This window comes from Burkholderia sp. SIMBA_051 (assembly GCF_046534915.1).
GTDB lineage: Bacteria > Pseudomonadota > Gammaproteobacteria > Burkholderiales > Burkholderiaceae > Burkholderia > Burkholderia ambifaria.
Genome location: NZ_JAWRXS010000008.1, coordinates 355,976 through 382,216, shown reverse-complemented (window position 1 = coordinate 382,216; position 26,241 = coordinate 355,976). Strand labels below are relative to the sequence as shown.

17 protein-coding genes and 3 pseudogenes are annotated in these 26,241 nt (G+C 63.9%); 11 read left to right on the top strand and 9 right to left on the bottom strand.

What is annotated here, in order from left to right; translation table 11 throughout:
* Positions 1 to 45: 45 nt before the first annotated feature.
* A complete protein-coding gene (locus tag SB771_RS21980; protein ID WP_175662407.1) occupies positions 46 to 606 on the bottom strand; it encodes a DNA-binding protein in 561 nt (186 codons plus the stop codon).
* A 274-nt stretch (positions 607 to 880) separates the two neighbouring features.
* Here SB771_RS21980 and SB771_RS21975 point away from each other — a divergent pair, with 274 nt between their 5' ends.
* The 4 genes and pseudogenes from SB771_RS21975 to SB771_RS21960 all read left to right on the top strand — a co-directional run.
* On the top strand, positions 881 to 2,107 hold the full coding sequence (locus SB771_RS21975; RefSeq protein WP_175662408.1) for an aromatic ring-hydroxylating dioxygenase subunit alpha: 1,227 nt from the start codon (positions 881 to 883) through the stop codon (positions 2,105 to 2,107).
* Entirely contained in the window at positions 2,104 to 3,501 is a 1,398-nt protein-coding gene (locus SB771_RS21970; protein WP_175662409.1) for an SLC13 family permease, read from the top strand. The genes SB771_RS21975 and SB771_RS21970 overlap by 4 nt, the downstream gene beginning before the upstream one ends.
* 22 nt (positions 3,502 to 3,523) lie before the next feature.
* On the top strand, positions 3,524 to 4,495 hold the full coding sequence (locus SB771_RS21965) for a PDR/VanB family oxidoreductase (protein ID WP_175662410.1): 972 nt from the start codon (positions 3,524 to 3,526) through the stop codon (positions 4,493 to 4,495).
* A pseudogene (locus SB771_RS21960) lies at positions 4,488 to 4,652 on the top strand (IS3 family transposase); the annotation flags it as partial. The gene SB771_RS21965 and the pseudogene SB771_RS21960, both read left to right, overlap by 8 nt.
* A 101-nt stretch (positions 4,653 to 4,753) precedes the next feature.
* Here SB771_RS21960 and SB771_RS21955 read toward each other — a convergent pair.
* A pseudogene (locus SB771_RS21955) lies at positions 4,754 to 5,083 on the bottom strand (integrase core domain-containing protein); the annotation flags it as partial.
* A gap of 230 nt (positions 5,084 to 5,313) precedes the next feature.
* Between SB771_RS21955 and SB771_RS21950 the strand changes: the two are divergent.
* Both SB771_RS21950 and SB771_RS21945 read left to right on the top strand, forming a co-directional pair.
* Positions 5,314 to 5,802 (top strand): HrpB1 family type III secretion system apparatus protein, encoded by a 489-nt coding sequence (locus SB771_RS21950; protein ID WP_041491770.1) that lies wholly within the window; start codon positions 5,314 to 5,316, stop codon positions 5,800 to 5,802.
* Between the two features lie 152 nt (positions 5,803 to 5,954).
* Entirely contained in the window at positions 5,955 to 7,091 is a 1,137-nt protein-coding gene (locus SB771_RS21945) for a hypothetical protein (protein WP_175662411.1), read from the top strand.
* 166 nt (positions 7,092 to 7,257) lie between these two features.
* Here SB771_RS21945 and SB771_RS21940 read toward each other — a convergent pair whose 3' ends face one another.
* Positions 7,258 to 8,112, bottom strand: a complete 855-nt coding sequence (locus tag SB771_RS21940) for a methionyl-tRNA formyltransferase (protein ID WP_175662412.1) — start codon at positions 8,110 to 8,112, stop codon at positions 7,258 to 7,260.
* Positions 8,113 to 8,280: 168 nt separating this feature from the next.
* On the bottom strand, positions 8,281 to 10,041 hold the full coding sequence (locus SB771_RS21935) for a hypothetical protein (RefSeq protein WP_175662413.1): 1,761 nt from the start codon (positions 10,039 to 10,041) through the stop codon (positions 8,281 to 8,283).
* A 233-nt stretch (positions 10,042 to 10,274) separates the two neighbouring features.
* On the opposite strand from SB771_RS21935, the gene SB771_RS21930 reads away from it, so the two are divergent.
* Both SB771_RS21930 and SB771_RS21925 read left to right on the top strand, forming a co-directional pair.
* Positions 10,275 to 10,580, top strand: a complete 306-nt coding sequence (locus tag SB771_RS21930) for a hypothetical protein (RefSeq protein WP_175662414.1) — start codon at positions 10,275 to 10,277, stop codon at positions 10,578 to 10,580.
* Positions 10,581 to 10,599: 19 nt separating this feature from the next.
* Positions 10,600 to 10,959 carry an HrpB1 family type III secretion system apparatus protein gene (locus SB771_RS21925; RefSeq protein ID WP_006750727.1) on the top strand — a complete coding sequence of 120 codons (360 nt, stop codon included), beginning with the start codon at positions 10,600 to 10,602 and terminating at the stop codon, positions 10,957 to 10,959.
* Between the two features lie 191 nt (positions 10,960 to 11,150).
* Here SB771_RS21925 and SB771_RS21920 read toward each other — a convergent pair whose 3' ends face one another.
* Positions 11,151 to 11,393, bottom strand: a complete 243-nt coding sequence (locus tag SB771_RS21920) for a hypothetical protein (RefSeq protein ID WP_175662415.1) — start codon at positions 11,391 to 11,393, stop codon at positions 11,151 to 11,153.
* A 280-nt stretch (positions 11,394 to 11,673) separates the two neighbouring features.
* On the opposite strand from SB771_RS21920, the gene xopAD reads away from it, so the two are divergent.
* Both xopAD and SB771_RS21910 read left to right on the top strand, forming a co-directional pair.
* Positions 11,674 to 18,552 (top strand): XopAD/skwp family type III secretion system effector, encoded by a 6,879-nt coding sequence (gene xopAD / locus SB771_RS21915; protein ID WP_175662416.1) that lies wholly within the window; start codon positions 11,674 to 11,676, stop codon positions 18,550 to 18,552.
* Positions 18,534 to 18,872, top strand: a pseudogene (locus SB771_RS21910) (transposase); the annotation flags it as partial. The gene xopAD and the pseudogene SB771_RS21910, both read left to right, overlap by 19 nt.
* Positions 18,873 to 19,297: 425 nt before the next feature.
* Here SB771_RS21910 and SB771_RS21905 read toward each other — a convergent pair.
* Together SB771_RS21905 and SB771_RS21900 are read right to left on the bottom strand one after the other, a co-directional pair.
* Positions 19,298 to 20,107 (bottom strand): phage tail tip lysozyme, encoded by an 810-nt coding sequence (locus tag SB771_RS21905; protein WP_175662417.1) that lies wholly within the window; start codon positions 20,105 to 20,107, stop codon positions 19,298 to 19,300.
* A 260-nt stretch (positions 20,108 to 20,367) separates the two neighbouring features.
* A complete protein-coding gene (locus tag SB771_RS21900) occupies positions 20,368 to 22,680 on the bottom strand; it encodes a hypothetical protein (protein WP_175662418.1) in 2,313 nt (770 codons plus the stop codon).
* A gap of 196 nt (positions 22,681 to 22,876) precedes the next feature.
* Here SB771_RS21900 and SB771_RS21895 point away from each other — a divergent pair, with 196 nt between their 5' ends.
* Entirely contained in the window at positions 22,877 to 23,677 is an 801-nt protein-coding gene (locus tag SB771_RS21895) for a hypothetical protein (RefSeq protein WP_244096869.1), read from the top strand.
* A 209-nt stretch (positions 23,678 to 23,886) separates the two neighbouring features.
* Here SB771_RS21895 and SB771_RS21890 read toward each other — a convergent pair whose 3' ends face one another.
* Together SB771_RS21890 and SB771_RS21885 are read right to left on the bottom strand one after the other, a co-directional pair.
* Entirely contained in the window at positions 23,887 to 24,354 is a 468-nt protein-coding gene (locus tag SB771_RS21890; protein ID WP_126223949.1) for a lytic transglycosylase domain-containing protein, read from the bottom strand.
* A gap of 174 nt (positions 24,355 to 24,528) precedes the next feature.
* Positions 24,529 to 25,962, bottom strand: coding sequence for a helix-turn-helix transcriptional regulator (locus SB771_RS21885; RefSeq protein WP_175662419.1), 1,434 nt, complete (start codon positions 25,960 to 25,962; stop codon positions 24,529 to 24,531).
* Positions 25,963 to 26,241: the final 279 nt, after the last annotated feature.

The window sequence follows — 26,241 nt, the reverse complement described above, 5'->3', positions numbered from 1 at the left end:
GAAGCGATGGCGGCCGACGCGCCGTGGACCCGGAAGGCGTGCGGTTCACGCCGACGGAACGTGTGCGCCCGCGCCGCCTTCCGCGCGGCTCACGTGCGCGAGCACGAATGCATAGACGTCATCGAGCGCCGACACGATGCGCGTGCCGGCCGCGACGCCATCGAACGCGCTCGCGGGCCCGGTGCAGATCAACGGCTTCGCGAAGCGCGTCGCGAGGCGGATCTCGTCGAGCGTGCCCTTGCTCCCCGGCAGCGCGACGACGACGTCGCTCGTCAGCACGTTCACGTAGTTGCGGCTCAATGCGTCGTTCGGCGCGTCCGCTTCCTTGCGCGGCAGTGGCGTGACGATAGGCAGGTCGATGAACGGATTCGGATAGCCGGCGATCGGCACGAAGCCGAACAGCGGGTGCGCTTCGCTCGGCACGATGCCGATCGAGCGGCCGCGGCGCCCCGGCGTCGTCGCGTACGCGCGCGCGATCGACAGCATCACGCCGCGGCCGGCGCCGGTCAGCAGGTCGAATCCTTGCGCGGCGATCCACGTTCCGAGCGGCGTCGCCAACTCCGGCCATTCGTTCTTGCCCGAGCCCATCACGCCAATGATCGCCATCTTGTCCTCCTGGTTGGCCGACGCGCGGCGCGTCGATCTCAGCGATCGCGCGTGCCGTTCGTCTTTTTAATTATACACATCGACCGATTTCTGGCGATGCGACGGCGATGACGGGCTGAAAATTGTGGACTTTCCCGTCTTGCATTTTCCCTTCACTTTATTTAGTCTAAAAAAATAGATTTATCGACGGACGTATCGCGACTCGAGGGTTCGCCGGTACGCAGACGTCTCCGGGGCGATACAGCCCGCTATAACCTGAGAGAGAGGTGTATTCATGCTTGACCACGCCACCAACGAATTGCTGACCCGCGTGGGGCCCGGCACGCCGTGCGGCGAGTTGCTGCGTCGCTACTGGCATCCGGTCGGTTATTCGTCGGAGCTGGCCGAAGCCGGCCAGACGAAACGCGTGCGGATTCTCGGCGAGGATCTGGTGCTCGCGCGCACCGGCAACGGCGGCGTGCTGCTCGTGCAGGAGCGTTGCCCGCATCGCGGTGCATCGCTGCTGTACGGCTTCGTCGAGGAAGCCACGATCCGCTGCGCGTATCACGGCTGGCAGTACAACGCGGCCGGCGAATGCGTGGAGCGGCCGTTCGAATCGGCGAAGGCGAGCCGCGTCTGCAAGAAGCTGATCGACAGCTATGCAACGCACGAATGCGGCGGGCTGATCTTCGCATACATGGGGCCGGCGGAGCAGAAGCCCGCGTTTCCGAACTGGGACATCCTCGTGCGCAACGACGGGGTCCGCCATTTCGAGGTGCAGGACGATCTCGCGTGCAACTGGTTCCAGGTGCAGGAAAACGCGGTCGACGTCACGCACACCTTCTATACGCACTCGAAATACTTCGAGCACCTCGGCATGCGCGACGCGTCCGGATTCGGCAAGCCGTTCAAGCGGTTCGGCTTCCAGCGCTTCGACTGGGGCATCGTGAAGAGCTGGGAATACGAAGGCGAGGGCCGTGGCTGGGGCAACCTGATGGTGTTCCCGAACATGCTGCGGATCATGACCGAGATGCACTGGCGCGTGCCGGTCGACGATACGACGACGCGGATCGTCTGGGTGTCGTTCACGCCGAACGCGGACGGCACGCAGCCGCCCGCGGACGAGGCGCCGAAGATCGTCCGGCAGCCGGCGCGCACCGACGCGGCGGGCCGCTACCTGATGGACACGTTCATGAGCCAGGATGCGATGGCGGTCGAGACGCAGGGCCCGATCTTCGATCGTTCGCGCGAGAACCTCGGCGCGTCCGATCGCGGGATCGTGATGTTCCGCCAGATGCTGCAGGAGCAGATCGACGCGGTCGCGCGCGGCGAGCGGCCGGTCGCGAACGTGTACGGCGGCGCGCCGGACGTGACCGACCTGCGCGCATGGATGGGCGGCTATCTGCCGATGAGCTGCGCGCCGGACCCGACGTTCCGCCAGCAGCGCGCATTCGGCGACATCTTCGACGAGTCGCACGTCGAATACGAGATCCCGGCGAACTCGCCGGTGATGCGCGCTTGAGCGGCGGCGCGCTCGGCGGGCCGGGCCGCGGCGCCGGCATGCTGACGGGCGGCCGCGTCACGGCCGCGCTGCTCGCGGCGGGGCTCGCGAGCGTCGCCGCGCTCGGCGCGCGCGGCACGCTGTCGGCCGGCGACGCACGCATCGTCGCGATTGTGTTCACCTGCATCGTGCTGTGGGCGACGGGCGCGGTCGCGAGCCTGTGGGTGTCGCTGCTGTTTTTCTTCCTCGCGGCGACCTGCACGGCGGTGCCCACCGCCGAGATCTTCTCCGGCTTCGGGTCGAGCGCGTTCTGGCTCGTGTTCAGCGGCGCGGCGATCGGCTTCGCGCTGAAGGAGAGCGGCCTGAGCGAACGGATCGGCATCGCGCTCGCGCGCCGGATCGGCGGCTCGTATCTGAAGGCGCTGCTCGCATTCGCGATCCTGAGCTTCCTGCTGTCGCTCGTGATGCCGTCGACGTTCGGGCGGATCGCGATCCTGGTTCCGATCGCGATCGGCTACTGCGACGTCGTGAAGCTCGGCGCGCACGCGAACGGGCGGCGCGGCATCCTGCTGCTCGTGATCGTCGGCTCGTACGAGCTGGCTGCCGCGGTGCTGCCCGCGAACCTGCCGAACGTGATCATGGCGGGGATTCTCGAGCAGTCGCACGGGATGCATCTGCGCTTTTCCGAGTATCTGCTGCTGTTCTTTCCGGCCGGCGTGATCGTGCGCGGCGCGGTGCTGGTGCTCGCGTCCTGGTGGCTGTTCGCGGATACGGTCGGCGAAGTCGAGATACCGGCGGCGCGCGTCGCGCTCGGCCGCCGCGAATGGCACGCGATCGTGCTGCTGGCGATCACGCTCGCGCTCTGGTTCACCGACGCCGTGCATCGCATCGCGCCCGGCTGGGTCGGGCTCGGCTTCGCGCTCGTCTACTTCGGCACGTCGCCGCCCGCGCAGCTCGAGCGCTTCACCGCGACGCTGAAGATGGACCTGTTGTGGTTCATCGCGGCGATCATCGGGCTGACCGCGCTCGTCAACCATCTCGACATGCGCATGCCGGACACGCTCGCGCTCGACGCGCTGCGCGACAGCCCGATGCTCGTGTACTTCGCGCTGACCGCGCTGTCGATCGTCGTCTGCTTCGCGGTCACGTCGAATGCGGAACCGGCGCTATACGTGCCGATCGTGTCGCGCCTGCTCGCGCAGGGGCTGCACCTGAAGGCCGGCCTGCTCGCGCAGGTGATGGGCTACGCGACCACGGTCCTGCCGTACCAGTCGCCGCCGATCGTGTTCGGCAACGCGCTCGCGCAGCTGGACCGGGGTGCGGTGCTCCGGTACTGCATCGCGACGGCGCTGCTGGGCGTGGTGTTCGTGATCCCGGTCAATGCGTTGTGGTGGCGGCTGATCGGGCTGCTGTGAGTTTTCCTGAACGGTGAATCCAATGATCGAAAACGATCTGCTTGCCGCGCGCGTGATTGCGCGCGAGCGCGTCGCGTGCGACGTGATTTCGCTGCGGCTCGTCAGCGACGCGCCGGGTGTCGCCTTGCCGGCGTTCGAAGCCGGCGCGCATATCGACCTGCATCTGCGCGACGGGCTCACGCGCAAGTATTCGCTGTGCAACGATCCGGTCGAGCGTGGCGTGTACGAGATCGCGATCAAGCGCGAGCCGGCGTCGAGCGGCGGCTCCGCGCACGTGCACGATGCGATCCGGGTAGGCGACGTGCTGCGGATCGGCGCGCCGCTGAATTACTTCCCGCTCGCGCCGGACGACAGCCCGGCCGTGCTGCTCGCCGCCGGGATCGGCGTGACGCCGTTGCTCGCGATGGCGCATAGCCTGGTGCGCGCGGGGCGGCCGCTCGCGTTCCACTACTTCGTGCGTTCAGCCGACGCGGCCGCGTACGGGGCGACGCTCGCGTCGCGGCTCGCGGACGTCGCGACGGTGCACACGGGGCTGACGCCCGACGCGACCCGCGACGCGATCACGACGATCGTCGGCGCGATGGATTCGCGCTCGCATCTGTATTTCTGCGGACCGGCGCCGTTCATGGCGGCCGTCGACGCGATCGCGCGTCCGGCGCTCGGCGATGCGCGGCTTCATCACGAGTATTTTTCCGCGCCAGCCGCGGAGCCTGCCGACGGCGAGGCCGACGCGTTCCGGATCGAGCTCGCGCGCTCGCAGCGCGCGCTGCTCGTGCCGCCGGGGCAGTCGATCACCGATGTGCTGTACGAGCACGGCATCGCGGTCGCCACGTCGTGCGAGGCGGGCGTGTGCGGCGCATGCCGGACGACCGTGCTCGAGGGCACGCCCGATCATCGGGACGCGTTCCTGAGTGCGGCGGAAAAGGCCCGCAACGATTGCATGATGCCGTGCGTGTCGCGATGCCGCGGGGGACGGCTGGTGCTGGATCTCTGAGCTGTCACGGGGGCTGAGTGCGCTGGCAAACTGGGTACGCGCGGCGAAGGCCGGTAAGCTGAAGGATGTCGGTCGGCACCCAAAGCCACTGACGGAAATGGAAGTCGAGCGGGCGCAGGTCAAACGCGAACTGGCCGAGGTCAAAATGGAGCGCGATTGACCTGCCCCCTGAGCTGCCCCCTTCAATAAGGCCAATGAGCTTCCGGCAAAGTCCCTTTGAACCAACTCCTGGAAAGCGGCAGGAGCATCCGCGGTTGTCCGATGTTCCGCCCCAAACTCTGACGGCGCAAGGTCGTTCAGTGCACTGTGCGGCCTTTGCTCGTTGTAGTCCTGACGCCATGCCGTGCTGACAGCCCGAGCGTGCGCGAGTGTCGTGAACCAGTGCTCGTCAAGGCATTCGTCGCGGAACTTGCCGTTGAACGATTCGCTGTACGCATGCTGCGTTGGCTTGCCCGCCTGAATCAACTTCAGCGTGACGCCGTTCGCATACGCCCACTGGTCAAGCGCGCGGCTCGTCAATTCGGGCCCCTGGTCTGTTCGCGCCACCTTGGTATAGCCACGAAAGCGAGCTGCACGGTCCAATGCCCGCTCCGGCCTGTCGCACCGATCGATCCCATCGCCCCGGTCGGTTTTCTTCTCCGTTCTCTCTTCGCATCCCGATCGTTCCGTTCGCGTCGCGTCGGCGAAAGCCGACCCGATACAAGAGACTAACCGCCAGGGGACGCCCACGACGCACGAGCCGGCAGCAAGCGCGGCACGGCTGTGCGCGGCGCCGCCGTGCGCTTTTTGATTGCAGCACTCCAGCAGACGAGGACATCGTGACTTACACAGGATGCAGGGATGAGATTGCCGGCGGCCTAACCAAGGTGCTGTGGACGGCTTCGCAGCTCGACGACGAAGCCGATTTCGAGGATCTCCTCGAAGCGATCCGCGTGCTTCGGCCCAAGTGGCCCGGGGCGGGGACGGTCGCCGCGTGGCGCTACGTCCGGCGCCAGGCATGGGGCGACGCGCGCCGCGTGCTCGAAGACGACGACACCGAAGCGAAGCGCTCGGGGCTTCATGCCGCACTGATGGCGGTGTGTCTGTTCGGCCTCGAAGACCCGCTGTGGCACAGCTATGCGCTCAGCGCGGCCGAGCAGCGCGAAAGCATCGAGGGCGCGACGATCGGCGCGCGTCTGCTCGAGCGTGCCGCAAAGCTCGACGCCAGCGTTCAAGCGCCTGCGTCCACCGACGCACCGGCGAGCACGCACGGCGTGCCGGCCGACCACAGCGGATTCTCCGCGTCGATGACGTGGGTCCGCGCATGAGCATCCGTTTTCACTTTCCGCGCGCCGGGCGATTCGCATTTCAATCGCAGCCTTCGCATCGGTGCGCTTGTAGCAGCGACAGCAACCTAGACTGACTTTGCCTCGTAGTACCCACGGTCACGCAACCACTTACCCGACAGGAAGGAAACATCATGAATCTGAACGTTCCGAGTATGAACACCTACCCCACCGATCCGGCGAGCTACCTGCAACGGCTGACCAACGGTGCCTCGACAGGCTCGACGCAGGACGTGCTCAAGGATCTCATCGGCCTCATCAGCCAGTTGCTCAAGCAGATGCAGGCCGGGCAGAACGGGCAGGCCGGCGGCATGCCCGGTGGCATGCCCGGCGGCATGCCCGGCGGCGTGCCCGGTGGCATGTCCGGTGGCATGTCCGGTGGCGGCGCGGGCGCAATGCCCGGCGGTGTGGGGGCGACGCCCGGCGGCATGGGGGGCGCGGGCGCCATGCCGGGCGGCACCGGGGGGATGACGGTGCAAAACGCGGCGGGCGTGCTGGCCTCGTACATGGGGCAGCATGGCCTCAGCGCGTCGGACCCGAACACCATGTACAAACTCTCGACGAACGCCGACGGCGGCACGCCACCCACGGTGCAGCAAGCGGCGCAGACAATGCTCGCGAACCCGGGCGCCTACCAGCAGATCGAGACGCACGACGTGGCGGGCACCGACGGCAAGTCCGCGGTCAGCAATTTCCAATGGGCGGCTCAAGGCGGACTCGGCGCGGCGGGCAACGCAACGGGTGGCGCGGGCGGCGTGGCGGGGCAGTCGGGGACGACCGGCGGCTTGCCTGGCACGGGCGGTTTTCCGGCGAACACCAGTCCGCTGCCGACGACGGGTGGCTTGCCGACGACGGGCGCGACGGCAGGCTTCACACCCGGTACGGGCGACCTCCTGAAGGACGGCAAGCCGCTGCAGATGGCCGACGAAGGCAAGGCGCTGGCCAACTTCAACGCGCAGGATGGTGCCGACTTCCAGGCCATGGAAAGCGCGTTGTCGCACGGCGACGGCAATGCCGCGGCGAAGACGCTCGCCAACGCGGTGAAGTCGGGCAAGCTGAGCCAGTCGGATGCGGCGGCGATCGGCGCACAACTGCAGCAGACGGCGAACGCGCATGGCGGTGGCAAGATCAGCCACGACGCGAGCAAGGCGCTTTCGGATGCGTTGGGCGGCGCGAACGTGCTGACGCCGGGCAAGACGCGCGCCGCGGTTGCCTTCGAGAACATCACCGGCATTCACACGGGTACGATCGCCGGCGTCAGCACGAAGTAACGTTGTCGGCAGTTCCGGCGATCATCCCGATCGGCGACCCGAGCGGCCGCCGATCGGGGGCTGCAGGAAGCGACGATGGGGGACAAGCGGCGACAATCGGCGGCCGCGCTGCGAAACACCGCAGCGCGGCCGCTTCGTTGTTTACCGACGCAACCGATGTCCCGATTCAGCCCTCCATCTGCTGACGAAGGGACGCGTTCAGCGGGCTCCATTCGAGCAACGCGACGAAGCCGTCCTGCGCGGCGACCACGACCCAGCGCCGGTACTGATGCACGATCTGCCCGGGCTCGTACGTGTGTGCTTCCTGCCAGGCGGTGGCGCGCCGCACGTGGACGGTCGTGCCGAACAGCGGTGCGATCGATTCGACATTCCCGCAGGCCCGCACGACGCGCATCACCTCGGCCACGGGCTGCGCGAAATCGATCGTGCGCTCGGCATCGGCAAGGCGCGGCCAGTAGCTGCCCGCACCTTGCGGACGCCGTTCGTTCCAAAGCCGATCGAAGTCGCGGGCCACGCGCGTGGCCAGCCGATGGGCGGCCATCTGCAGCTTCAGCTGCAGCGTCTCGTGCCATTCGTCGGCATCGAGCGGAAAGCATTCGGAATCGACGATCTCCCCGGTATCGAAATCGGCATCGATTCGATGGCAACTGACACCCCACTCGCGCCGCCCCTCGAGGATCGCGCGCATGCCCGGGTACGGGCCGCGCCCGTCGGGTAGCGGTGACGGATGGAAGTTCGCAGCATGGCGCAGATAGGGCTGCCACGCCGGAATTTTCCGGTTGTAGCCGGCCACGATCAGTGCGTCGCATTGCCGTTCGGCGAGCCAGCGCAGATCGTCTTCGTCGATGCGTGACAGCTGCACCGGAATGCGCAGCTTGTCCGCGCGCTCGACGAGTTCGCTATTGAAGTCGAGCCGGTTGTCGACCGGAATCGAGTAGAGCGCCACAGGCTCCCAGCCGGCGGCAACGAACGCGTCGAAGACGACACGCCAGCGATCGAAGCCGGCGAACGCGAATCGCATGATCGGTTCTCCCTTTCGCAATGAAGGTCATGGCGGCATGGACGGCGATGACGGCCGACGGCCACCCCGCTTCACGGTAAGCGCGCACGGTGGAGAACAGCCTGCGCATTCCGAAGTTTCGTCGAGTGCCGCGAACCGGCAAATAAATCGCCGACTGCGCGCCGCGCGTCAGGACCTCAGCCCGAGGTTTTTCTTGATGGCGTCCTCCGCCGTCTTGGCGGCGGTTGCCGTGAGGCCGGGCTGCCCGATGATGTTGGCGATCTGTTTGAGCCGCTCGCTTTCGGTCAGCGGTGCGGCGCTCCGGCTGGCAGCCGATGTATCGCGCGGCGCCGGCGCCTCTTGCGGTTTTTCGCGCCGCGCGCGTGCAAGCTGCGAAAGCAGCAGTGCCGCTTCGCCCTTCGGAATGCCGCTGTCTGTCAGCAGCGTGTGCGCGGCGATCAGATCCTGATTGCGGCTCGCGCGCGGATGGTTGCCCACGATCGCGAGCGCCTGCCTGGCGCGCTGCGAGCCTGATGCATCGACTGCCATGTCGGCACCCGCGAGCGCCGCAAGCGACGCCGGATCGAGGCGCCCGATGCTCTTGGTGACCATCGACAGAATGTGCTTGACCACGATGTCGCGCTCGGCATCCTTGTGTACCTTCGCCTTGTCTTCAGCGTGCATGCCCGAGATCAAGCGCTTGCCGAACGACGTCGTGCTGTTGGCGTAGCGGCGTGCATCGTCATAGAGCGACGCATAGATACCCGCCTGCGCGTGCGGGCTGCGCAAGTCCGCAGGCAGGCCTTCGTCCCCTGGTCGCGCCTCCATGGCGCGCAGATCGTCGATCTTCGCGCGGCTCGTTTGCAGCGCCGCGCGCAGGCGCTCGTCCTGCGTCTGGCCGGTGTAGTCGTGCGGGGCCAATACCGTGTCGACGTAGCGTTGGATCGTGGCGGCCTTCGCATTGCGCAGGTTTTGCCGTCCTTCCACAAACGGCTTCTTCAAATCGAGCGCTTCCTTGACCGCGTTGGTCAGGTGCCCGGATGCCGCGAGCGGTGCCAGCGCGCCGTGCGAGCCGCCTATGAGCAGCCCGCTTGCCGTCAGACCGATGGCGGACGTGACCGACTGGTAGAGCGCGCCGTTACGTTGTTTGCCCTTGTTCTCCGCGATGCTCATGGCGGTCAATACGTCGCGGGCATGCTGCGTGAGCGGATGCGCGTCGTCTCGCGCGATGCGCGAGAGCTTGCCTTTGTCGTATTGCCATTCTCCCTTGCTGTTTTTCGTCAGCAGCAGATTCTCGACCTGGTTGGGCATCGGCGCGCCCGGAGGGCGTTTTTCGGGGTGCTGGAAGCGTTCGACGTCGGCGGCGAGCATCGCCTTGACCTTGTTTTCGTAACGGCTATGGATCGAATGCGCGGCGGCGGCGTTCGAGCCCGAGGCAAGCGCGTTCACGAGGTCGGTGGCGGGCGCCGCGTCGTAGCCGAACTGTCCGTGCGTCGCCGTCGATACGCCGTTCAGGCCGTCTTTCGCGGGCCGCTTGGCGGCGAAGGCCGTCAACGTCATGCCTTTGCGGTTGACGCCCATCGCGTGCGCGAAATCGGCGAAGCGTCGGCCTTTGCCGCCGGCACCCGGCACGAATGCGCCGATGTCGTCCACACCGGGCTTCTGCGGCGCGATAGCCGCTGCGGGCCTGGGAGCAGCGGGCGCGGCGGGCAGACCTTCCGCGCCCGCGCGCTTGCCGAGGCTGCCGAGTTCGTCGATGAGCGCACCGGCACTCGCGCGCCGGGTCGGCACCGGCGCGGGTTTCGCTCCCGTGGAGGGGCCGGGGTCGCTCGTCGTGCGGGTGAGGGACGCGGATTCGATCGCATGCGACCGGAACTCGATCTTGGGTGGAGGCGCCACGATGTTCTCGGACCGGGAGACAAGATGGACTGCACTGTGCGGGCCGGTCATGACACTCCCGTGAACCGCGCGAAGCCTCGTTCGGATTGGCGAAGCAGGTTCGCGGCGGCATACCGCCGAGCCGTCTCGCGGGTGTCGCTCATTCGGTTTTCGCGGTGCGGCTTCGCGCGCGCCAACGCTTTCGCATCCGCATTCATTAGATTGGAACGAGGGCCGGCTTCACGCGGCTCGGTTTCGCGCGTTTCATCGAACGCGCGCTTCGTTCACGATCAAGGAGAAAACGAATGAGCTTCATCGGCAATATTGTGAAAAGCGTGGTCGGGGATGTCACCAAGGCTGCCGGGGGTGTCCTCAATGGTGTCGGCAACGCGCTGCACGGCGCGGCGACGTTCGGCAAGGGGCTGCTGAGCGGCAACCCGAAGGAAGCCCTTGCGGGGGCGGGGGCCATTGCGACGGGTGGGCTCGAGGCGCTCGAGGGCGGCACGGCGCTCGCGGAAAACCTGACGCCGGAGGGCGCCGCTACCGCGCTCGTATTGGCGGGCGGCAAGGAGGCGGTGCGAACGCTGACCTCAGGCACTGGCGCTGCCTGATGCACGGACGGTGACGAGCATGATGGAGCTTCTTACCGAACTGCCGGCCGATGCGCCGGCCATGGCGCAGGCGATCATCGAGCATATCGAGGCCAACGAGCTGGACGAGGCCGAGGCGCTGCTGGCGCGCATGCACGATGTCTACCCCGAAACGCGCGAGGTGCACGTGTTTGCAGTGACGATCGCATTGGTGCGCGGGCGTCCGCACGAAGCGTGGCAGATCGTGAACGGATTGCCCGACGATCGCGCGCCCGAACTGAAGGCAATCTGCCTGAAAGTCCTCGACGACCCGTCGTGGCATGGCTATGCGACGGCACACGAGGACAGTACCGATCCCTACGTGCGCCTTGCCATGCGGCGCCTGCTCGAAAGAGACTGATGGCCGTTCCCGGGGCCTTCGGCCCCGCTCGGCGAGCCCTTCTGAAGTGGTCAAGTAACTTTGGACACAGCGCCGGGTCAGGCTGCGAGCGCTTCGGCACGCGCTGGCGGCAGTCGGCTTCGTTGCGCCTGGTGACACATTCCTTCGCGCCGGCAACTTACGATGCACACGACCTCATTACTGTAACGTCTTTAGACTGCGATGCCTACGGAGGCCAATGCCATGAGACCAAAGGTTTCGAACTCCCCCAGCATTCCGAGGGAATCAGATACAAGGCCGGAAAATTTATCGGCATCGTCTTCGGTAGCTTCGCAACCGCGAGCCGTGTCTCGACCAGCAGGGATGCTGGGGAATATCCAGCCGCGAGCAAATACCCGATCCGAGAACACCGCGGCCATAGGTTCCAGCTCCATTCGGCGGTCGGGCAATTTCATAAACCTTTCCCGCACGCCCGTCAGGTCCTCTGCATTCTCAGGGACCGGCACAGGTACGCTTAGTCAACATGCTACGCAACCGGTACCAGCGCGGCCTCAGCGCCTCGCCGGGTCGCAGCGAGAAGTTCGCACGGTCGATTACGACTTTGCGAGGAAAGGGCCATCTCGGGAGGCAATCGCCTACCATCCCGTTGGTGGCCCCGATGCGAAGGCCCTGCTCGAACAGCGCAAGCGGCAACAGATCTATCTGCAACATACCGCCAGATATTCACGCGCGGAAGTGCTAGACCTTGCGACCACCAACGTGCTTGCAGGGAAAAAGGGGCATCCGAGGGCGCTCGCCTTTCTGGATCCGAAGGGCAAGACAGATGTGTCGCTGTTTTTACTTGGCCGATATGTGGACGCGCTCGACAAATGCACGCTGCGCTCGGCGGACGGCCGGCACGAGCCTCTGCAAGACCCGCAGGTGGAGCAGCGCATAGAGGATGTGGCGCACTACTTGGTCAAGGCGGAGTGGTTGAACGGTGGGTCCGTCTATCACCTGGCCCACTTGTCGAACCGGCTGAGCAAGTTCGAACGTCTTCCCGTCGCTTTAGGTGCAATCGCAAAAATCGCTCGCGAGGTGAAAGAACGCGGGACCGACGCGGACTTTAGGGATCCAAAGGTGACGGCACTTCTGCTCAACGCGTTTTCCAAGCTCCCGAGCGAACCGCGTAATGCTGCACTATCCCATGTCGCAGATGTTCTGCTGGAAGACGGGAACTGCCTCGGTAGACTAGAAGGGCAGGGCCTCAGTATGGCATTCAATGCATTTTCGCAAAGTTCTGATATCCCCCGATGTGCGCAAGCGGCAGCGAATCTTGCTCAGCGTATCGTGAGCACGCCGACGTTAGCGACGACGCTGGACGCGCAAGGCGTAAGCAACGTGCTCGGCGCGCTTGCCAAGTGGCCGGGAGATCCTTTGTGCGTGGCGGCAACCGAGAATGTCGCCGCACGCTTGAACAGCAGCAGTACGATCCTTACCGATCTTTCCCCGCAGGGTGTTAGCAACGCGCTCGCGTCCCTGGCGCGAGACGGACTCAAGGATCAATCGCAAACGGGGTTACGGCTTCTTGTCGGGCGTCTGCAAAACGAACCCGCATTGCGCAGTAAGCTGAGCGCACAGGAAGTCGCCAGCGTACTCAATATCGTCAGCAAACGGCCTTCGGCGCGCCCCTGTATCGAAGTCGCGCAAGCGCTTGTTGACCGCCTCAAAAACGAGCCAGCATTGCGGGAAAAGCTGCAAGAGCAGTCCCTTGCGAACGTGTTGACTGCCCTATCGAAATGGCCGGAGCGGGCTGTCCAGTCGATCGCGAGCACGCTTGCTGGGCGTATCGTTTCTAGACGCGACCTTCAGGTCGGCTTCAATGAACAGGAGGTTAGCAACGTATTAGGTGCGCTGTCAAAATGGCCGGATGTGCCCTATTGCACGGAAGCCGCGCTCACGCTCATTCCGCGCATCGCGACCGATCCGAGCGTCGTACGCTCTTTCAACCAGCAGGAGGCGGTTCAAACGCTCAATGCATTGCGGGCGTGGGCGAAGGACCCCGGATGTATACAGGCGGCTCGCGCACTCGCGGGCGTTCTCGTGCCGAGTAAAAACGATCAAGGTCCGTTAGCCCGTGGCCTCACTGGGGGCCACGTTAGTTTGACAGCGAATGCGCTCAGTTATTGGCCAGAAGACGACCAGTGCCGCGATGCGGCACTTACTTTGATTCGCCGCTTGCGTGCAGAAGGCGACCTGGTGAAGCACCCGTTGGATTCCCTCAATGCGCTTTCTGCAATGGCGCGGCTTGCACATGTGCTGGAATTCCCCGATGGGGCTCGCGAGATCGCCCAACGCTTGCGCAGTGACGAGGAGGCAATCGCTACTGCCGGCGCACAGGAAATTTCAGGGATGCTCGTAGCACTGTGCAAATTTCCGCAGTACGACTCGTGTACAGAACTTGCTGCCGCATTAACCGAACGCATCGTTGACGATGCAGAGTTACGCAAAAACTTTTCTGCTCATCAAATGAGTGGGACGCTGAACGCGCTCAGCAAGATGCCGGATCTTCCAGGTAGTGCCGAAGCTGCTCGGGAGTTGGCAAGGCAACTCGATCAAGACAGGTCCAAGCTCATCGCGATGAACAGCGAGGACGTCAGCAACACGCTTAACGCCTTGTCCCATTGGACCGCCGAGCCGACCGCTCTAAAGGTCGCCGGTGCGCTTGGTCAGCGGATCCATGAGGAAGATGGTCTTTGCGCGAAGTTCAACGATCAGGGACTTTCAAACACGCTCGTCGCGCTAAGTAAATGGCCTGACGATGAGCAGTGTGTTGCAGGTGGGCGGGCGCTTGCCGAGGCGCTCATCGAGCGCCGCGCCGAATTTGCCTATCCGGACAAATTTGAAGCGCGTTCGCTTGCTACGATCGCCAACGCGTTGAGTCGCTGGCCTCGTGAGCCGGCATGCACCACCGCTCTGCAGGCCATCGCCGAAACGCTATCCGAGGGCAAGCGGCAATGGAGCGAGTTCAACATGGTGTCGCTCTCGCAACTCGCGAATGCGATGTCACGCCTCCATTCGGCCGATGATAGTGCCGACGACCTACAAGCTCTTTCGCAGACATGTTTGCACATGCTCGCGGCCCATCTCGACACGCACAAGAGCGAGCTGCTCGGAACAGCTTCCGTCAAACATATCGGCGTTATCTTCAAGGCGCTGGGTTCGGCCAACATGCAGAAGGCGATGAAGCCACTCGTCCCGACTGCCCTTGGACGCGTCCATGCGTTGATCGACACGGACGCCCTGCGCGGCGAAAACCTGGAGTCGCTGGGAACACTGTGCATGGGCCTTGTGCCGGTACAGCGAAGCCCGGAACTCGTGCGTCATCGCAAAGCCGCGCTAAAGCTGATGGATCGCCTGAAGCCGATTGCGGATCGTAAGATCCAATTGTTGTTGGACCAGGAAGATTCCACACTAGGAAATAGTCGAGAGAATCAGTCTGCTACGGGCGAGCCGGCAGAACAGTTCGATACGCGTCGCCCCGCCCTGACTTTCGTGCACATCCTGAAGTCGTTCGCGATCACGCAAAGCTTGTGGAAAACGCGCTGGGTAGACGCGCCACGTACCGAGGTGGCACAGCAGCGTGCTGAGCTAAAAGGTTGGGTCGAAAGCCTGCTGGAGCGCACGCGCAACGCGGTCACCACCGATCTGCAGGAGATGAGTTGGAATCTCATTGCGCAGATCGAAGTCGGCGACGACATTCTCAATGCGCTAGATGTTCGTATGCGCAGAGACGAAGCTTTGTTGACGGCAAAGAGCAAACCAATTCCGCTCGACCTCGATAAGCTGCAGGCGAGCATGAAGACGAAGCCAGGCACGCTGCGTCCGGTTCAGCCAGGAGAAGGCTCGCCGCACTACACGCTCATTGATATGACCGGCAAGACGTTGCGGAGCGACGAGTCAGAAGGTGGGCCCCAGTATTCCTTCTACTCACGCTTGACAGGCCAGCCTGTGACAGAAGTCAAGCTACCGGGTCCTTTGAGCCCCTTCATGCTGGCGCGCACGATCAACCACAACGGCGAGCAGTGGCGCTTTGATATGTTCGGTGGCAGCCATTTGAAGGTGCCGAGTATGCGTCCGCAAGCTATCCTGGCGGGTTCAAAGCGTGGATACGGCCGGCTTCCAGCGATTCGGTACTCGGACAGCGCGCCGACGAGCCCATTTATGAAGCTGGTCTCAAAGCTGGGGCCGCAGCGAGAGGATTGGTCGCGAATTCAGCGTTCTCTACTCGAGATCGTGCCCGCCGACCACGCCGTAGAAGGGACAGTGAGGATTGGCTGGTTCCCAGACGTGCCCGGACCGGAACATCCGTTCAAGCCGGTGGATCCCGCCTCCGGCAAGGAAATAAAGCTATGTCCGAACGACGGTTGCGGGTTCTTGCGCTACGAGGCTGCCATACAGATTCCGGTCGTGGCTGAGCTCATCAATGCGTGGACCGCTTGTCGAAAGGGTCACGCCGACCAAGCGCAGCGCAAGGTAATCGAGTCGTTCAAGCAAGAGCCCAGTTACATGGCTCCCCAGGCGCTACAGCATTTTCCTCGCGACGAAGCAGCGGTCAAGGAGGCGAGCGATCTTATCGAGGAAAAGCTGAATGAACTCGCCAAGGTAACGACGGGTGTCGGCAAGGCACCGGTGCTCGACGTGCGCATGCCTGGTCCTCTGGCTCCGGACAACGTCACAAAGCTTGAGCAGTATCGATTGCTCGTTAACGGCGGCTACGAAGGGTGCAAAATCCGAGCGGTGCCGTCTGCCGACGACGACCTCCACCTACCCCGGCAAAAGGGCGAGACGTTCGACAAAAAGGGCGGTGCCGTCCTACTGGGGAAGCCGCCGTACGACAAGGAAAACTTGTTGCCTATTGAGGAAGACCGTGTGAAGACAATAGGGGCCGGCGATGTCACGGCGAAGTTCCTAAGCAACGACTGCTTTGCGATCCAATATAGCTATGCGGGCTTCGATGACGCCAAGCAGTCGGATGCAGACATTCTCCATTGCAAAGGGATGCTCATTATTCCGCCGAAAGGATCCTGGCCAGAGGCGTACCAGCACCTTGATCTAGCATGTTCCACGGAAGACATGAAGACGCTATCTACTTGGGCGGAATCTCGAAACCGCCCGCAATCGCCCACGTCGATGACTACAACGGGGAGCCTTCGTGTGAAGGATCTGCTGTTGCCTGGCGAACTAGGCGCGGTGCCGATCAGAGAGTTGCGTAAGCGGGACATGGATACCGATGGAGATGACGCATATGTATTTGCCGGTTATCCCAAACTTACCGAACACATCGCGAAAGTTGTGGCGGATCGCGCAAATCGCAAGGGCGTACATCGCTCCTTTAAGCCGCCGAAGACGGCACAGACGGCCTTTGATTCGGATCGCAACTACCACGCGGGGCGGGCGCGAAACATCATCGACGCCCAACAGGGAGATGCGCTCGTAGGCAAGGCCAGCATGGCGGCCGTCCGCTTTATGGCGCAACCTGAGGCATTGCGTCACAAAATGGCGGAGGACTGGATGTTCGGTACCTATGACGGTATCGATCGCGATCTTCGCAATGCGTTGCAGGATCTGATTTCGGACAGCAGCCCGAATCGCGCGATGCTCGACAAGCAGTTCGAGGCGGCGCAGCAGGCCGTCGAGGCGGCTCATCATCCTGTCGCCAAGGAGGTCGCTGAACTGTTGCACGGGGCCGTCGCCGATTGGCGGCGGACGCTGGGCGGAGAGAAGGCAACGCCAGCCGTTTCGACCGGTGCTGAACTGCAAAAACGGTTTCCAGAATTGGCGGAAAGCTACGGCAAGGCCCAAGCGCCCGTCGATCGAATCGCCGCAATCCTCGATCACTATCCGGTGTGCCGCCTGCCGGCGTCGAAATTCCCGCAAGGGCAACCTGGCTACGTGAAAGGAGAAGTCGAACTTACGGCGCGCAATCTGCTAACGCTGGCAGTCAAAGTGGGTACTGATGCGCTCAAATCGAACACCGGGACGGAGACCTTTATGTCGGTCATGGCGTTGTTCGAACGTGTCGAGAAGCAATACGACGAACGTGTCAGGACGGTTCCCTACGGAAAACAAACAGCGCGCCTGTTGCGTGATGACCGCTTCGATGCCGATAGCGCGTTAGAACAATTGCGTACGATGCCTTCCATGGCTGCAGCCGTCATGGAAACCTCGATCGAGCAGCAGCAGCGCTTCGGTCTGCTGGCGCGATCACTCACTCCTCGTGAGCGCATCGCGCAAACTGCGTCACCGGCAGAGATCGACGCGGAAGCAAAGCGCATCCGAGCCACCGCTGCGCGTGTTGAGGAAGCCGTAACGCCTTTAGTGACCAATGTTGTGGGCAAGATCGAGGGCGGCAGTTTGAAGAATATGGAGCACCGGCTCAAATCCGTAGGTTCGCTGCAGGAGAAGTTGAAGCGTTTCATCGGAGTGCGCAAGCTATCGCTCGCTGAGGCGAGTGCCGGCGTGAACGACGCTGTGCGATATTCCGTGGTGTTGGATTCGGCTACGTTTGCCAAATCGTATGACCGGGCGATCGCTGAGCTGGCGAAGAGCGGAATGGAGCGCGTGAAGGTTGTCAACCATTTCAGAAAGCCGTCGGAGGCGTTCAACGCGGTGTCGGTCACCTGCGAACTGAACGTGCCAAACGATCAGGGTGATGAAGAACGCCGACTCGTCGAGATTCAATTTCATACCGCTGAAAGCTTTGAGCTCAAGGAGGCTAACCACGACCAGTACAAGTTATCACATGCGCTTGAGCTGGACGGCCGGCACGAGGACCGAGCGAAGTTGCTCGCGGGCACGCTTGAGAAGACGAAGGCGATGCCAAAGCCGGAGGGATGGCTAGAGATCGATGACTGGACTCGAGAGGTTGCCCGTCCAAAGGATATCAAGCCGAAGGCGCCGCGTTTGGGTGGAATGGTTGCGGCGGGGCCGGCGAATCAGAGAGCTCGGGCGGTGGCGAACTCGGCCTTGCAACTGGAGAAGGTGTGCACACCGACTGTTGAGAAATTGGTAAAACGCGTCGGCGGCGAATGGGCAGAGGGGGAAAAATGGCGTGCTTCATTGCTGAAGAAGGAGACATCCATCGCGCGCAAAATCGACCTGATCAGACGCGAACGGGGGCTGACTTTGGACGAAGCGGCCCAGCACGTGCACGACGCGCTTCGCTATACGGTGAAACTGAAGCCTGAGTCGTTTACTGCGTCCGCAAAACGACTACTCGAGGACTTCTCTGAGAACGGCTTGGAGGTGATGCGGGTTCGCAATGCTTTCGTCGAAGATGACGGTACATATCGCGGAATTAACGTCGGGCTGCGGACCAAAGACGGCAAAGATCTTGAGGTTCAACTCCATACTGGTAAAAGCTTTTACGCCAAGCAGAGGAATCACAAGTATTACGAAAAATTGAGGTCGCTTAGCAGCACGATTGAGGCTGGCAGCGATCGGGCGGACGGCAATGATATCGCTGTCTTCGACGCGGAGCGCGCTCGCTTGTCGGATTTAATGCGTTCGGAGACTGCGAGCGTCGAGATGCCGGCTGCTGTTGAGACAATCATATCTTTCCGGCATTACTAATTAAGAGACGGTTTCAAAACGAACCGGTACTGCCACCATCCAAGCCGCGGCGCGAGAAGAACCCGGGACGCCTGCCTGTTTCGAATCGCGCCGCGCTGACCGGTATCTTGTTCGTTCTCGAGACGGGGCTTCGCTGGCGCGACCTGCCGGCCGAGATGGGGTGCGGCTCGGGCGTGACATGTTGGCGACGACTACGCGACTGACAGGCGGCTGGAGTGTGGGACCGCTTGCACGAGCTGCTGCTCGCGAAGCTGCGAGCAGCAGACCAGATCGACTTCTCGCGAGCCGCTGTCGATTCGTCATCGATTCGCGACCTTGGCGTGCAGCTTCGCGATATGCCGCTTGTGCTTTCGCGCCCGTTGCGCTTTCGCCAGCTTTGCTACCGTGGGCGGCTACCTCTGTCGTCACAATGATCCTCCACCCGGCGCAACCGTCATCTGGAGAGGCTTCCTCGTCCTGCAAGAAATTACCGAGATGTTGCGCATCTTTAATCCAGGTCCGTAACTTGTGGGTAAAACCCAGCCATCAATGGCGGGGTTTCTCGGAGCAAATTCTGATGAATACGGCGCACCGCTGCCAGCACCATCGCGTCGCGATTTGATCTGCCTTGGCGCGACCGGTCGTCTGTGTATTGCCGACGAGCGGTGTTTTCGCGCGGCGGAAAATGCCGGACAAAAAAAATCCCGCCCGGACATCGGACGGGATCGTGCGAGCTTCAAACGCCTCGGGGGGGACGCCCTCGCGTTCAGAGACCTTGCGCGAGGAATTGCTCGGCGTACTTGTTGCGGTTTTCCATTTGCGGATCGGTGGCCTGTTCGTAGTCCTTGTCCCAGACCAGTGCCGCTTGTTCCGCCGTCGTCGTCTGCTTGATGTCCGTGATCGTCTTGCTGTACGTCGTGTCGAGTTCCTGATTCATGAAGCCGATGTTGGCTTCGAGGCTGCCCGGGTCGAGCCCGTGCTCCTTCGCATAGTTGATTTCGCCTTGTTTGCGTGTGCCGCCCCATTGCGCAAGACCCCAACCGTTGGCGTTGTCGTCCGCGAAGTTGCCGGAGGGCGCGCCGGTCGCTCCGCCTTGATTGACGTTGCCTTTCAGCCCGCTTTCCTGCTGCAGGTTACCGAGCACGCCGGCTACCTGCGCGTCGGTCAGGCCGTAGCGCGATTTGAGGTCCTGTGCGATGGCGTGCGCGGCGTCGCCGCCCGATACGTTGGGCAGCGTGTTGCCGCCACCGCCACCGCTTCCACCGCCGCCTATTCCCGGCGACGCGCCGCCACCGCCCTGGCCGCCACCGCCGCCACTCACGCCAGCGGGTGCGGCGCCGCCACCGCCGGCATAGGCGGGCGGCGCGGAGTACGAAGGCGTACCGCCGCCGATGCCGCCCACACCACCCGCATCGCCTGAATTCTGGCTGGAGGGATCGAGAATCTGCTTGATTTCTTCGATGAGCAACTCGAGCAGTTGTGCGAGCTGCGATTCGTTCGTGCCGCCGATGCCGCCGACATCGTCGATGCCGTTCAGATAGCCGGCGTTATAGCCTTGCACTGCTGTGGTGGACATGATTTTCTCCGCGTGAGAATGACGGTATTCATCAGTTGCTGGGGGAGGGCCGATAACGGCCGCCTGCGAAACCTAATTTATTGCCCGGCGCTTACAGCGCGTTGACGGATGCGAAGTCGTTGTCGGATTGCCGAACTGCCGAACCGGGTGGCGGCCGCGATGCCGATGCAAGCGGCTTGCGGCAGGCGAGCCGCCGCGCCACCGATGCGGCCACCTGCGCGAACCTTCGTCGTTTCGCGTGCTCGGCGCGGCCCGCGTGCTCAGGGGGTCGAGCGACGCATCACGCTCAGTTCCGCCGCGTTGTCGGCGCCGATCGTTCGCCCCTCGTTTGACCGGTTCGACGGGCTCGACGTGCTCGCGGCAAACGGCAGGCATCCCGCGATGATGAGCAGTGCGCCCAACGCGTTCTCCGTGAAGCTCTTGGTGCCGGCGGACCAATCGCCTCTACCCTCCACGGCGTGATTGACCACCGCGGTGGCGGCATAAAGGGAGAGGAACAGGCTGAGACGCGCGATTCCCGCGCCGGCCGCCTTGTTCCCGAGCTGCTTGGCGGTGCTGGTTTCGGAGGTGTCGAGCTTGCCCCAGCTCACGCGCAGCGTCTTCAGTTCATCGAGCGCCTTGCCCGTGAAGCCGTGCGTCGAGATTTCCGAGGCCACGCGTCCCCCGATCGCATCCAGCCCCTCGCCGGCGGCATTCGCTGCCGAATAGCCGAACAGGCCTTTGATCGCAGCATTGCTCTTCGTGTGGTGAATGAGGCTGTCGACGTAGGACGTGGCCGACCATTGCGAGCTGCCCTGCGCGGTGTTCACGGCGAGCTGGTTTCCGAAATACGGAACGTCGTTGAGCATCTGGCCTCTGACGGGGCGCTCGTAGCCTGCGTCGTGATTGCCTTCGAGCGGGCGGAACACGTTGATCACGTCGCGCGCCAGGTATGCGTACGATTTGATCGCGCTAGGCAGTATGCCGGCGAGCTGCCCAAGATGCCCGTTGCCCTCGTCGTTCTTGCCGGTATAGGCTGCGGTGGCCACCGTCGCTATCAGCGCGATGATCTGCGCACCGTGGCCCGCGTAGGTCTTGTTGTCCGCGGCGCCGGTGTGATACTTGTGCAACATCGCGGCCAGGTTGCCCATCGCCGCCGCTGTGAACAGCGAGGCCGTAATTGCGCCGCGTGTTTCGGGCCCGGCGCCGGTCTTGTCCAGGACTGCTTCGGTCGCCATCGAGCACAACTCCCGGAAGAGCGTGGCGCCGCCGGTTGCGACGAATTCATGACTGAACGCGTTGACGAGGTTGGCCGTCCACCCTTTGAGCGGTTGCGTGGCGCCGTAGGGGTTCTGAGTCAGCATGTCGCCGACGTTCGAGATGAACGACCGGATCTGCCCCGGCCGGGACAGCGCGGCCGACAGGTTGGTGCTGATCGCGGCGGCCGACGCCGGACGCATGTCTTCTGTTACCGCGACCGCCGATGTGCCCGCCGCGGCCGATGCCGGACGTGTGTCCCCGGTCTCCGCGACCACCGATGTCCTGGCGGGGGCCAGCGTGCGGGTTTCCGGCGCTACCCGGGACGACGAGCTCGAAACGCTTGCTTCGGGCGGGCTTTCGGGCTCCTGACTATCGATGTCGTGCGCGACGAGGTGAGGGCGCGTCATCACGGTTTTCTGCTCGACGTCGCTCTTGGCGGTTTTCGCGGGTTTAGGGGTTTCCTTATCGAGCAGCAGTGGGCTGCTCGAACGGGACGTCTCGGGCATTTTGCCGGCAGCGCTCGTCCTTGCCTCTTCCACGGGCGCGGGCGACTCTTTCGGGAGCGGCACAGGGCTGGCCGCGCGGGACGTTTCGGGTTTTTCTCCGGTCGCTTTCGCCGTTTCCGCTTCCGGGCGCACGGGCGTTTCTTTCGCGTGCGGCAGCGTGCCGGCCGAACGGGACGTTTCGGGTTCCGTTTCGGCCTCGCTCGTCGTCGCGGCTGTCAGCCCCGAGGCTTCCTTCTCGTGCGGCAGCGGGCTGCCCGAACGCGACGTGGCCGATTGCTTGCCGGCAGCTCTCGTTTCCACCGGCTCCTGATGTCCAACGGACGCCGCACTCTCGTGCTGCGAGGCAGGCGTGTGTGGCTGCGGTTCCTCGTGTACGGGCAAGTCTTCGCTCGACTGCCCGCCCCCCGACAAGTCGAGCACCGGCACCGCCTCGTCATCCAGGGCTGCACGTTGAGCGCCCAGCTTGCCCGAACCGGGCAACGACCGTGAGCCTCCACCTGGGCGGCCGATCGCGGAGCCTGACGGCGACGACGCGCGCGCAGGCAGCGAGCTGCGCCTGACTGGCGCCGGCAGCGGCGACGATGGGGGCTGCGCCGTCCCGGCCGGTTGCGATGTTGTCGAAAGCGGGCCCGCCTGCGCCGGTGCATGGGTGCCGGTGTGCGCCGGAAAGGCGGGTGCATTGCTCAGCGCGCCGAGCAATGCGCCGCCGGAGGGGCGCGGGCCGCTCGTCGATGCGCTTCGTTGGCGCGGGGCCGGCGCGGGCTGCGTGTCGTTGCGCGGGAGGTCGAGCGATGATGACCGTACTTGCGTGCTGTTGCTGATCGGCATGACGTTTCCTTTCGGTTGATTTCGATCGTTCGACGTCGCCTCGCGACAAAGGCCTTGATGGACTGACGCGCTGCCTCATCGCGTCCAGGCGGTCGACGTGCGTTCGCCCGTCGATTCCGTCTTCGCGCTTTGCGAACGTGGGTTCTCGTGTTGGAAAGGTAAAACGACATAACGGTGACAGCCTGCCGATTCCGAAGTGGCGTGCAAAAAAGCGCACGTCGATGCCGGCGCCGGTGCTGCGACTGCGGATCCATTTGCGCACTTCATCGCACTTGCCGCATGCGCGCTTCGCAATTTCGCTCGCCGCGTCGCGTCGCTTGCGTTGCGCAATGCCGTGGCGCATAAGCTTGCGCTTGCATTCCTCGATATCGCTCCGCGTGAGTGGGATGCGGGGACCGTACCGCGCCGACATCGAGCGATGTTGCCGGCGACGGAAATCGTCATGTCACTCAAGGAGTTCGCCATGAACAACATAGGAATTCGACCGGGGCTCGTCCAGTCCCGTATCGCGGAGTTCGAGAAAGGGACGAAGAACGGTGCGACCGACGGCGCACAAAAGCAAGCGCCCGCGCGCAGCAAAGGCCAACTGGACGGGCTATCCAGCTTCAAGGGGGCCGACGGCGCGCCGCCACCTCCGCCACCACCGCCGCGCAACTTTGCCAGCCTGCCGGGGCGCGCGGGGAACGTCGGTGCACAGTTTCTGAGTTCGGCGCTTCATGCCGGAAGTCACTTTCTGCCGCCCGGCGTCGCGTCCACCGCAATGCATGCGGCGGGTGACATGATGCGTCCATCGGCCCTCGGTGCAGGGAATCCCGTGACGCAAATGGCTGCGATGCAAAACGACTTCATGCAGCAGCAAAGCGAGATGACGCGGCTCAACAACGCGAACACGTTGGCGGCCGCTGTCAACCAGCAGTCGCAGGAGCTCACATCGGCGCTGGCGTCGGTGGGTAACAAGGGTGCCAGCAACATTTCGAACGCCGCCAAGGGGCAGTAACGGCTACGGCGGGCCGCCGCGTTTTCGCGCGCGGCTCGCGAATGCCCCCGTCTGATCGCCTACGCTTCCTGCCTGCTTTGTTCCTGCTTCGTCCCCGCTTCGCGCTTGCCTTGGCGCTCGCCATACGGGACGACTTCCTCATGCAACGTCCCTTTCTCTCTTGATGACGTTCGCGGGCAGCCGGGTCTCCCCGGCTGCCCCTGCTCGTCCTACTGTCCGTCATCCGCCAGCTTCATGCGTTCGACGATGCTTTGCACCGAACGCGCGTAGCGGTCGCGCTCGGCAGGTGTCTCCGAATGGTAGGCACCGATCGCCGCCCAGTTATTTCCGTACTTGACCATCATCTTGTGCAGGTGCCACGCAGCCACGTACACGCTCAAGCATGGGTTCATGAGGTCGTCGGCCGAGACGCCGTAGCGCGACAGCAGCGGAAGGTGAATCGAGTTGATCTGCATCATGCCGTAATCGGTCGAACCGTTCCGGTTGCGATGGAGCGCGTTCGCGTTGCCATGCGATTCTTGCCACGCGATCGCGCGCAGCACGACGGGGCTCACATGTTGATAGGCTGCGGCCGCCGCAAAGCAGTCGGCGGTCTGCGCGCGCACTTCTGCGGGCCGCGCGGACAGAACGGCAAGCGCCAGCGCGAGCGCCGGCTTGGGCGTGAATAGTCGCATCATGGATCATCCGGTAAGAGAAGCGGTGCGGGAATCGCTTCGCACCGACGTGTGAATGAAAACGCCGTCCGACCCACGCGTGTGCGTTTCGTCGGACGGCGTTGGCGGAAAAAAGCCGCGGACCGGCCGTGTTACCGATCGGTGGTGCAGGCGCTTTGGCGCCGCACACCGCTGCCCTCAGCGGCCCATCGTCTCCGAGGGCGCTTCCTGGAACACGCGCCGGTAGCCGTTGATCAGCGTCGAACGATGGCGCACCCCCCACTTGTTCGCGACGTCGAGCACGCGCGTGGCCGGTGCGCCGTCGTCGAGCAGGTCGTCGCGAATGCGCTCCATCCGCTGGCGCCGGATCAGCTCGCTCGGCGACAGCCCGAGGTGGTTCTTGAACGCTGCCTGCATCGCGCGCTCGGTCACACCCACATGCGATGCCACTTCGCGCACCGAAAGGTCCTTTTGGTCGAGGTTGTCCATCAGGTAGCGATAGGCGCGGCGGTATTTCGCCGGCAGGCGGGCGCTCACGTCGTCGGAGCGCTGCGCCGTGCGCGATGCCTGCATGTGATCGGCCGCGGCGGCGGGCATCGACATGTCCGCGCGCACGTGCTGAATCGACGCGAGCGCGTAGCGGCCGTAGAACTGTGCGAATTCCTGTGTGCGCATCTGCTGCTGCATGATCTTCGCGCGGCAGTAGAGGTAGTCGAGGTACCAGCGCGCATGCTGGCTGCCTTGCGAATTCGCCGCGCCGGACGCATCGAGCATCGCTTCGGCCAACGGCGTCGCGTGGCCGGCGATCGCGGCCAACGTGATTTCGAGGCACAGGCTGCGGTGATAATCGTTGAGGCCGGCCTGGCGGCTCCAGCTCACGTATTGCTTGAGCGTTTCGCCCGCGCTCGTCCGGCCGTCGGCCAACGAAACGAGCCGGTTCAGGTGCGAGAGTCGTTCGGCCAGCAGCGGCAGCACGGTCCCGGTGGGTTGCGAGCCGGGTACCGGTGCCTCGCTCGACTCGAACTCCCCGATCGCCGAGCGCCAGTAGATGTGGTCGGCGAGTCGCTCGGCACCGTGCAGTTCGTGCTGCGCGAAGAGGTCCCGCCGCAGCGCCTCCACGAGGTAGCTCCAGCGGCGATCGCCATGCGTTGCCGCCAGCGCGGCCAGCTCGCCGAGGCGATGGCACGCCGCCTGGATCAAGCCCAGATGAAACGAAACGAGTGTCGCACCGACGAGGCTGTCGAGACGTTGGTGCGGCGTGGCCGCCTTTTCCTCGCCGACGCGCTTGAAGCAACTGAGCGCGACGTTGAACTGATTGCGGAAGAAGGCTTGCCAGCCGGTATTGCGGCACGACGCGATACGCAGACCGTCGCGTTGGGCGCGAATGGCTTTTTGCGCGCGGCGATACGTTTCCTCCGCTTCTTCATGGCGGCCGAGCATCAGCTCGAGGTCGGCGCAGACCTGCAGTTGTGCGTAGCCGGGCTGAGCTTGCGCCGTGTCGGTATCGGCATGGCGTGCGGCGTGGCGGACAGCGTCGAGAAACTGGCCTTGGAGCATTTTCGAGGCGACGTCCGCAGGGGTGTCGTCGAAAGCGAGGGCCGAGGCCGCGGCGAAGTAGATCGTCGAGAACATGTCGTGCTCCTGATTCAATGAGCGATGCGTTAAGCGGCGTGAAACGATTCGTGAAGCAGTGAGCGCATGTTTTCATCGCGGGCCGATTTAGGCTCGTGTTTGTGATGGTTTGTTACCTTCGGCTTGGCATCGGCATTTGCCGGAGAGGGCGGTGCCGCGGTGGGCTTTCACGCACGAGCGGGAGGCCTGCGTCGCTTTTTTTGATGATTTTTTGTTACGTTTTCCGCCGCCGTGCGCTGTTTGGCGCAGTGCACGGCACCCAATGGGCGGCTCGCCCGC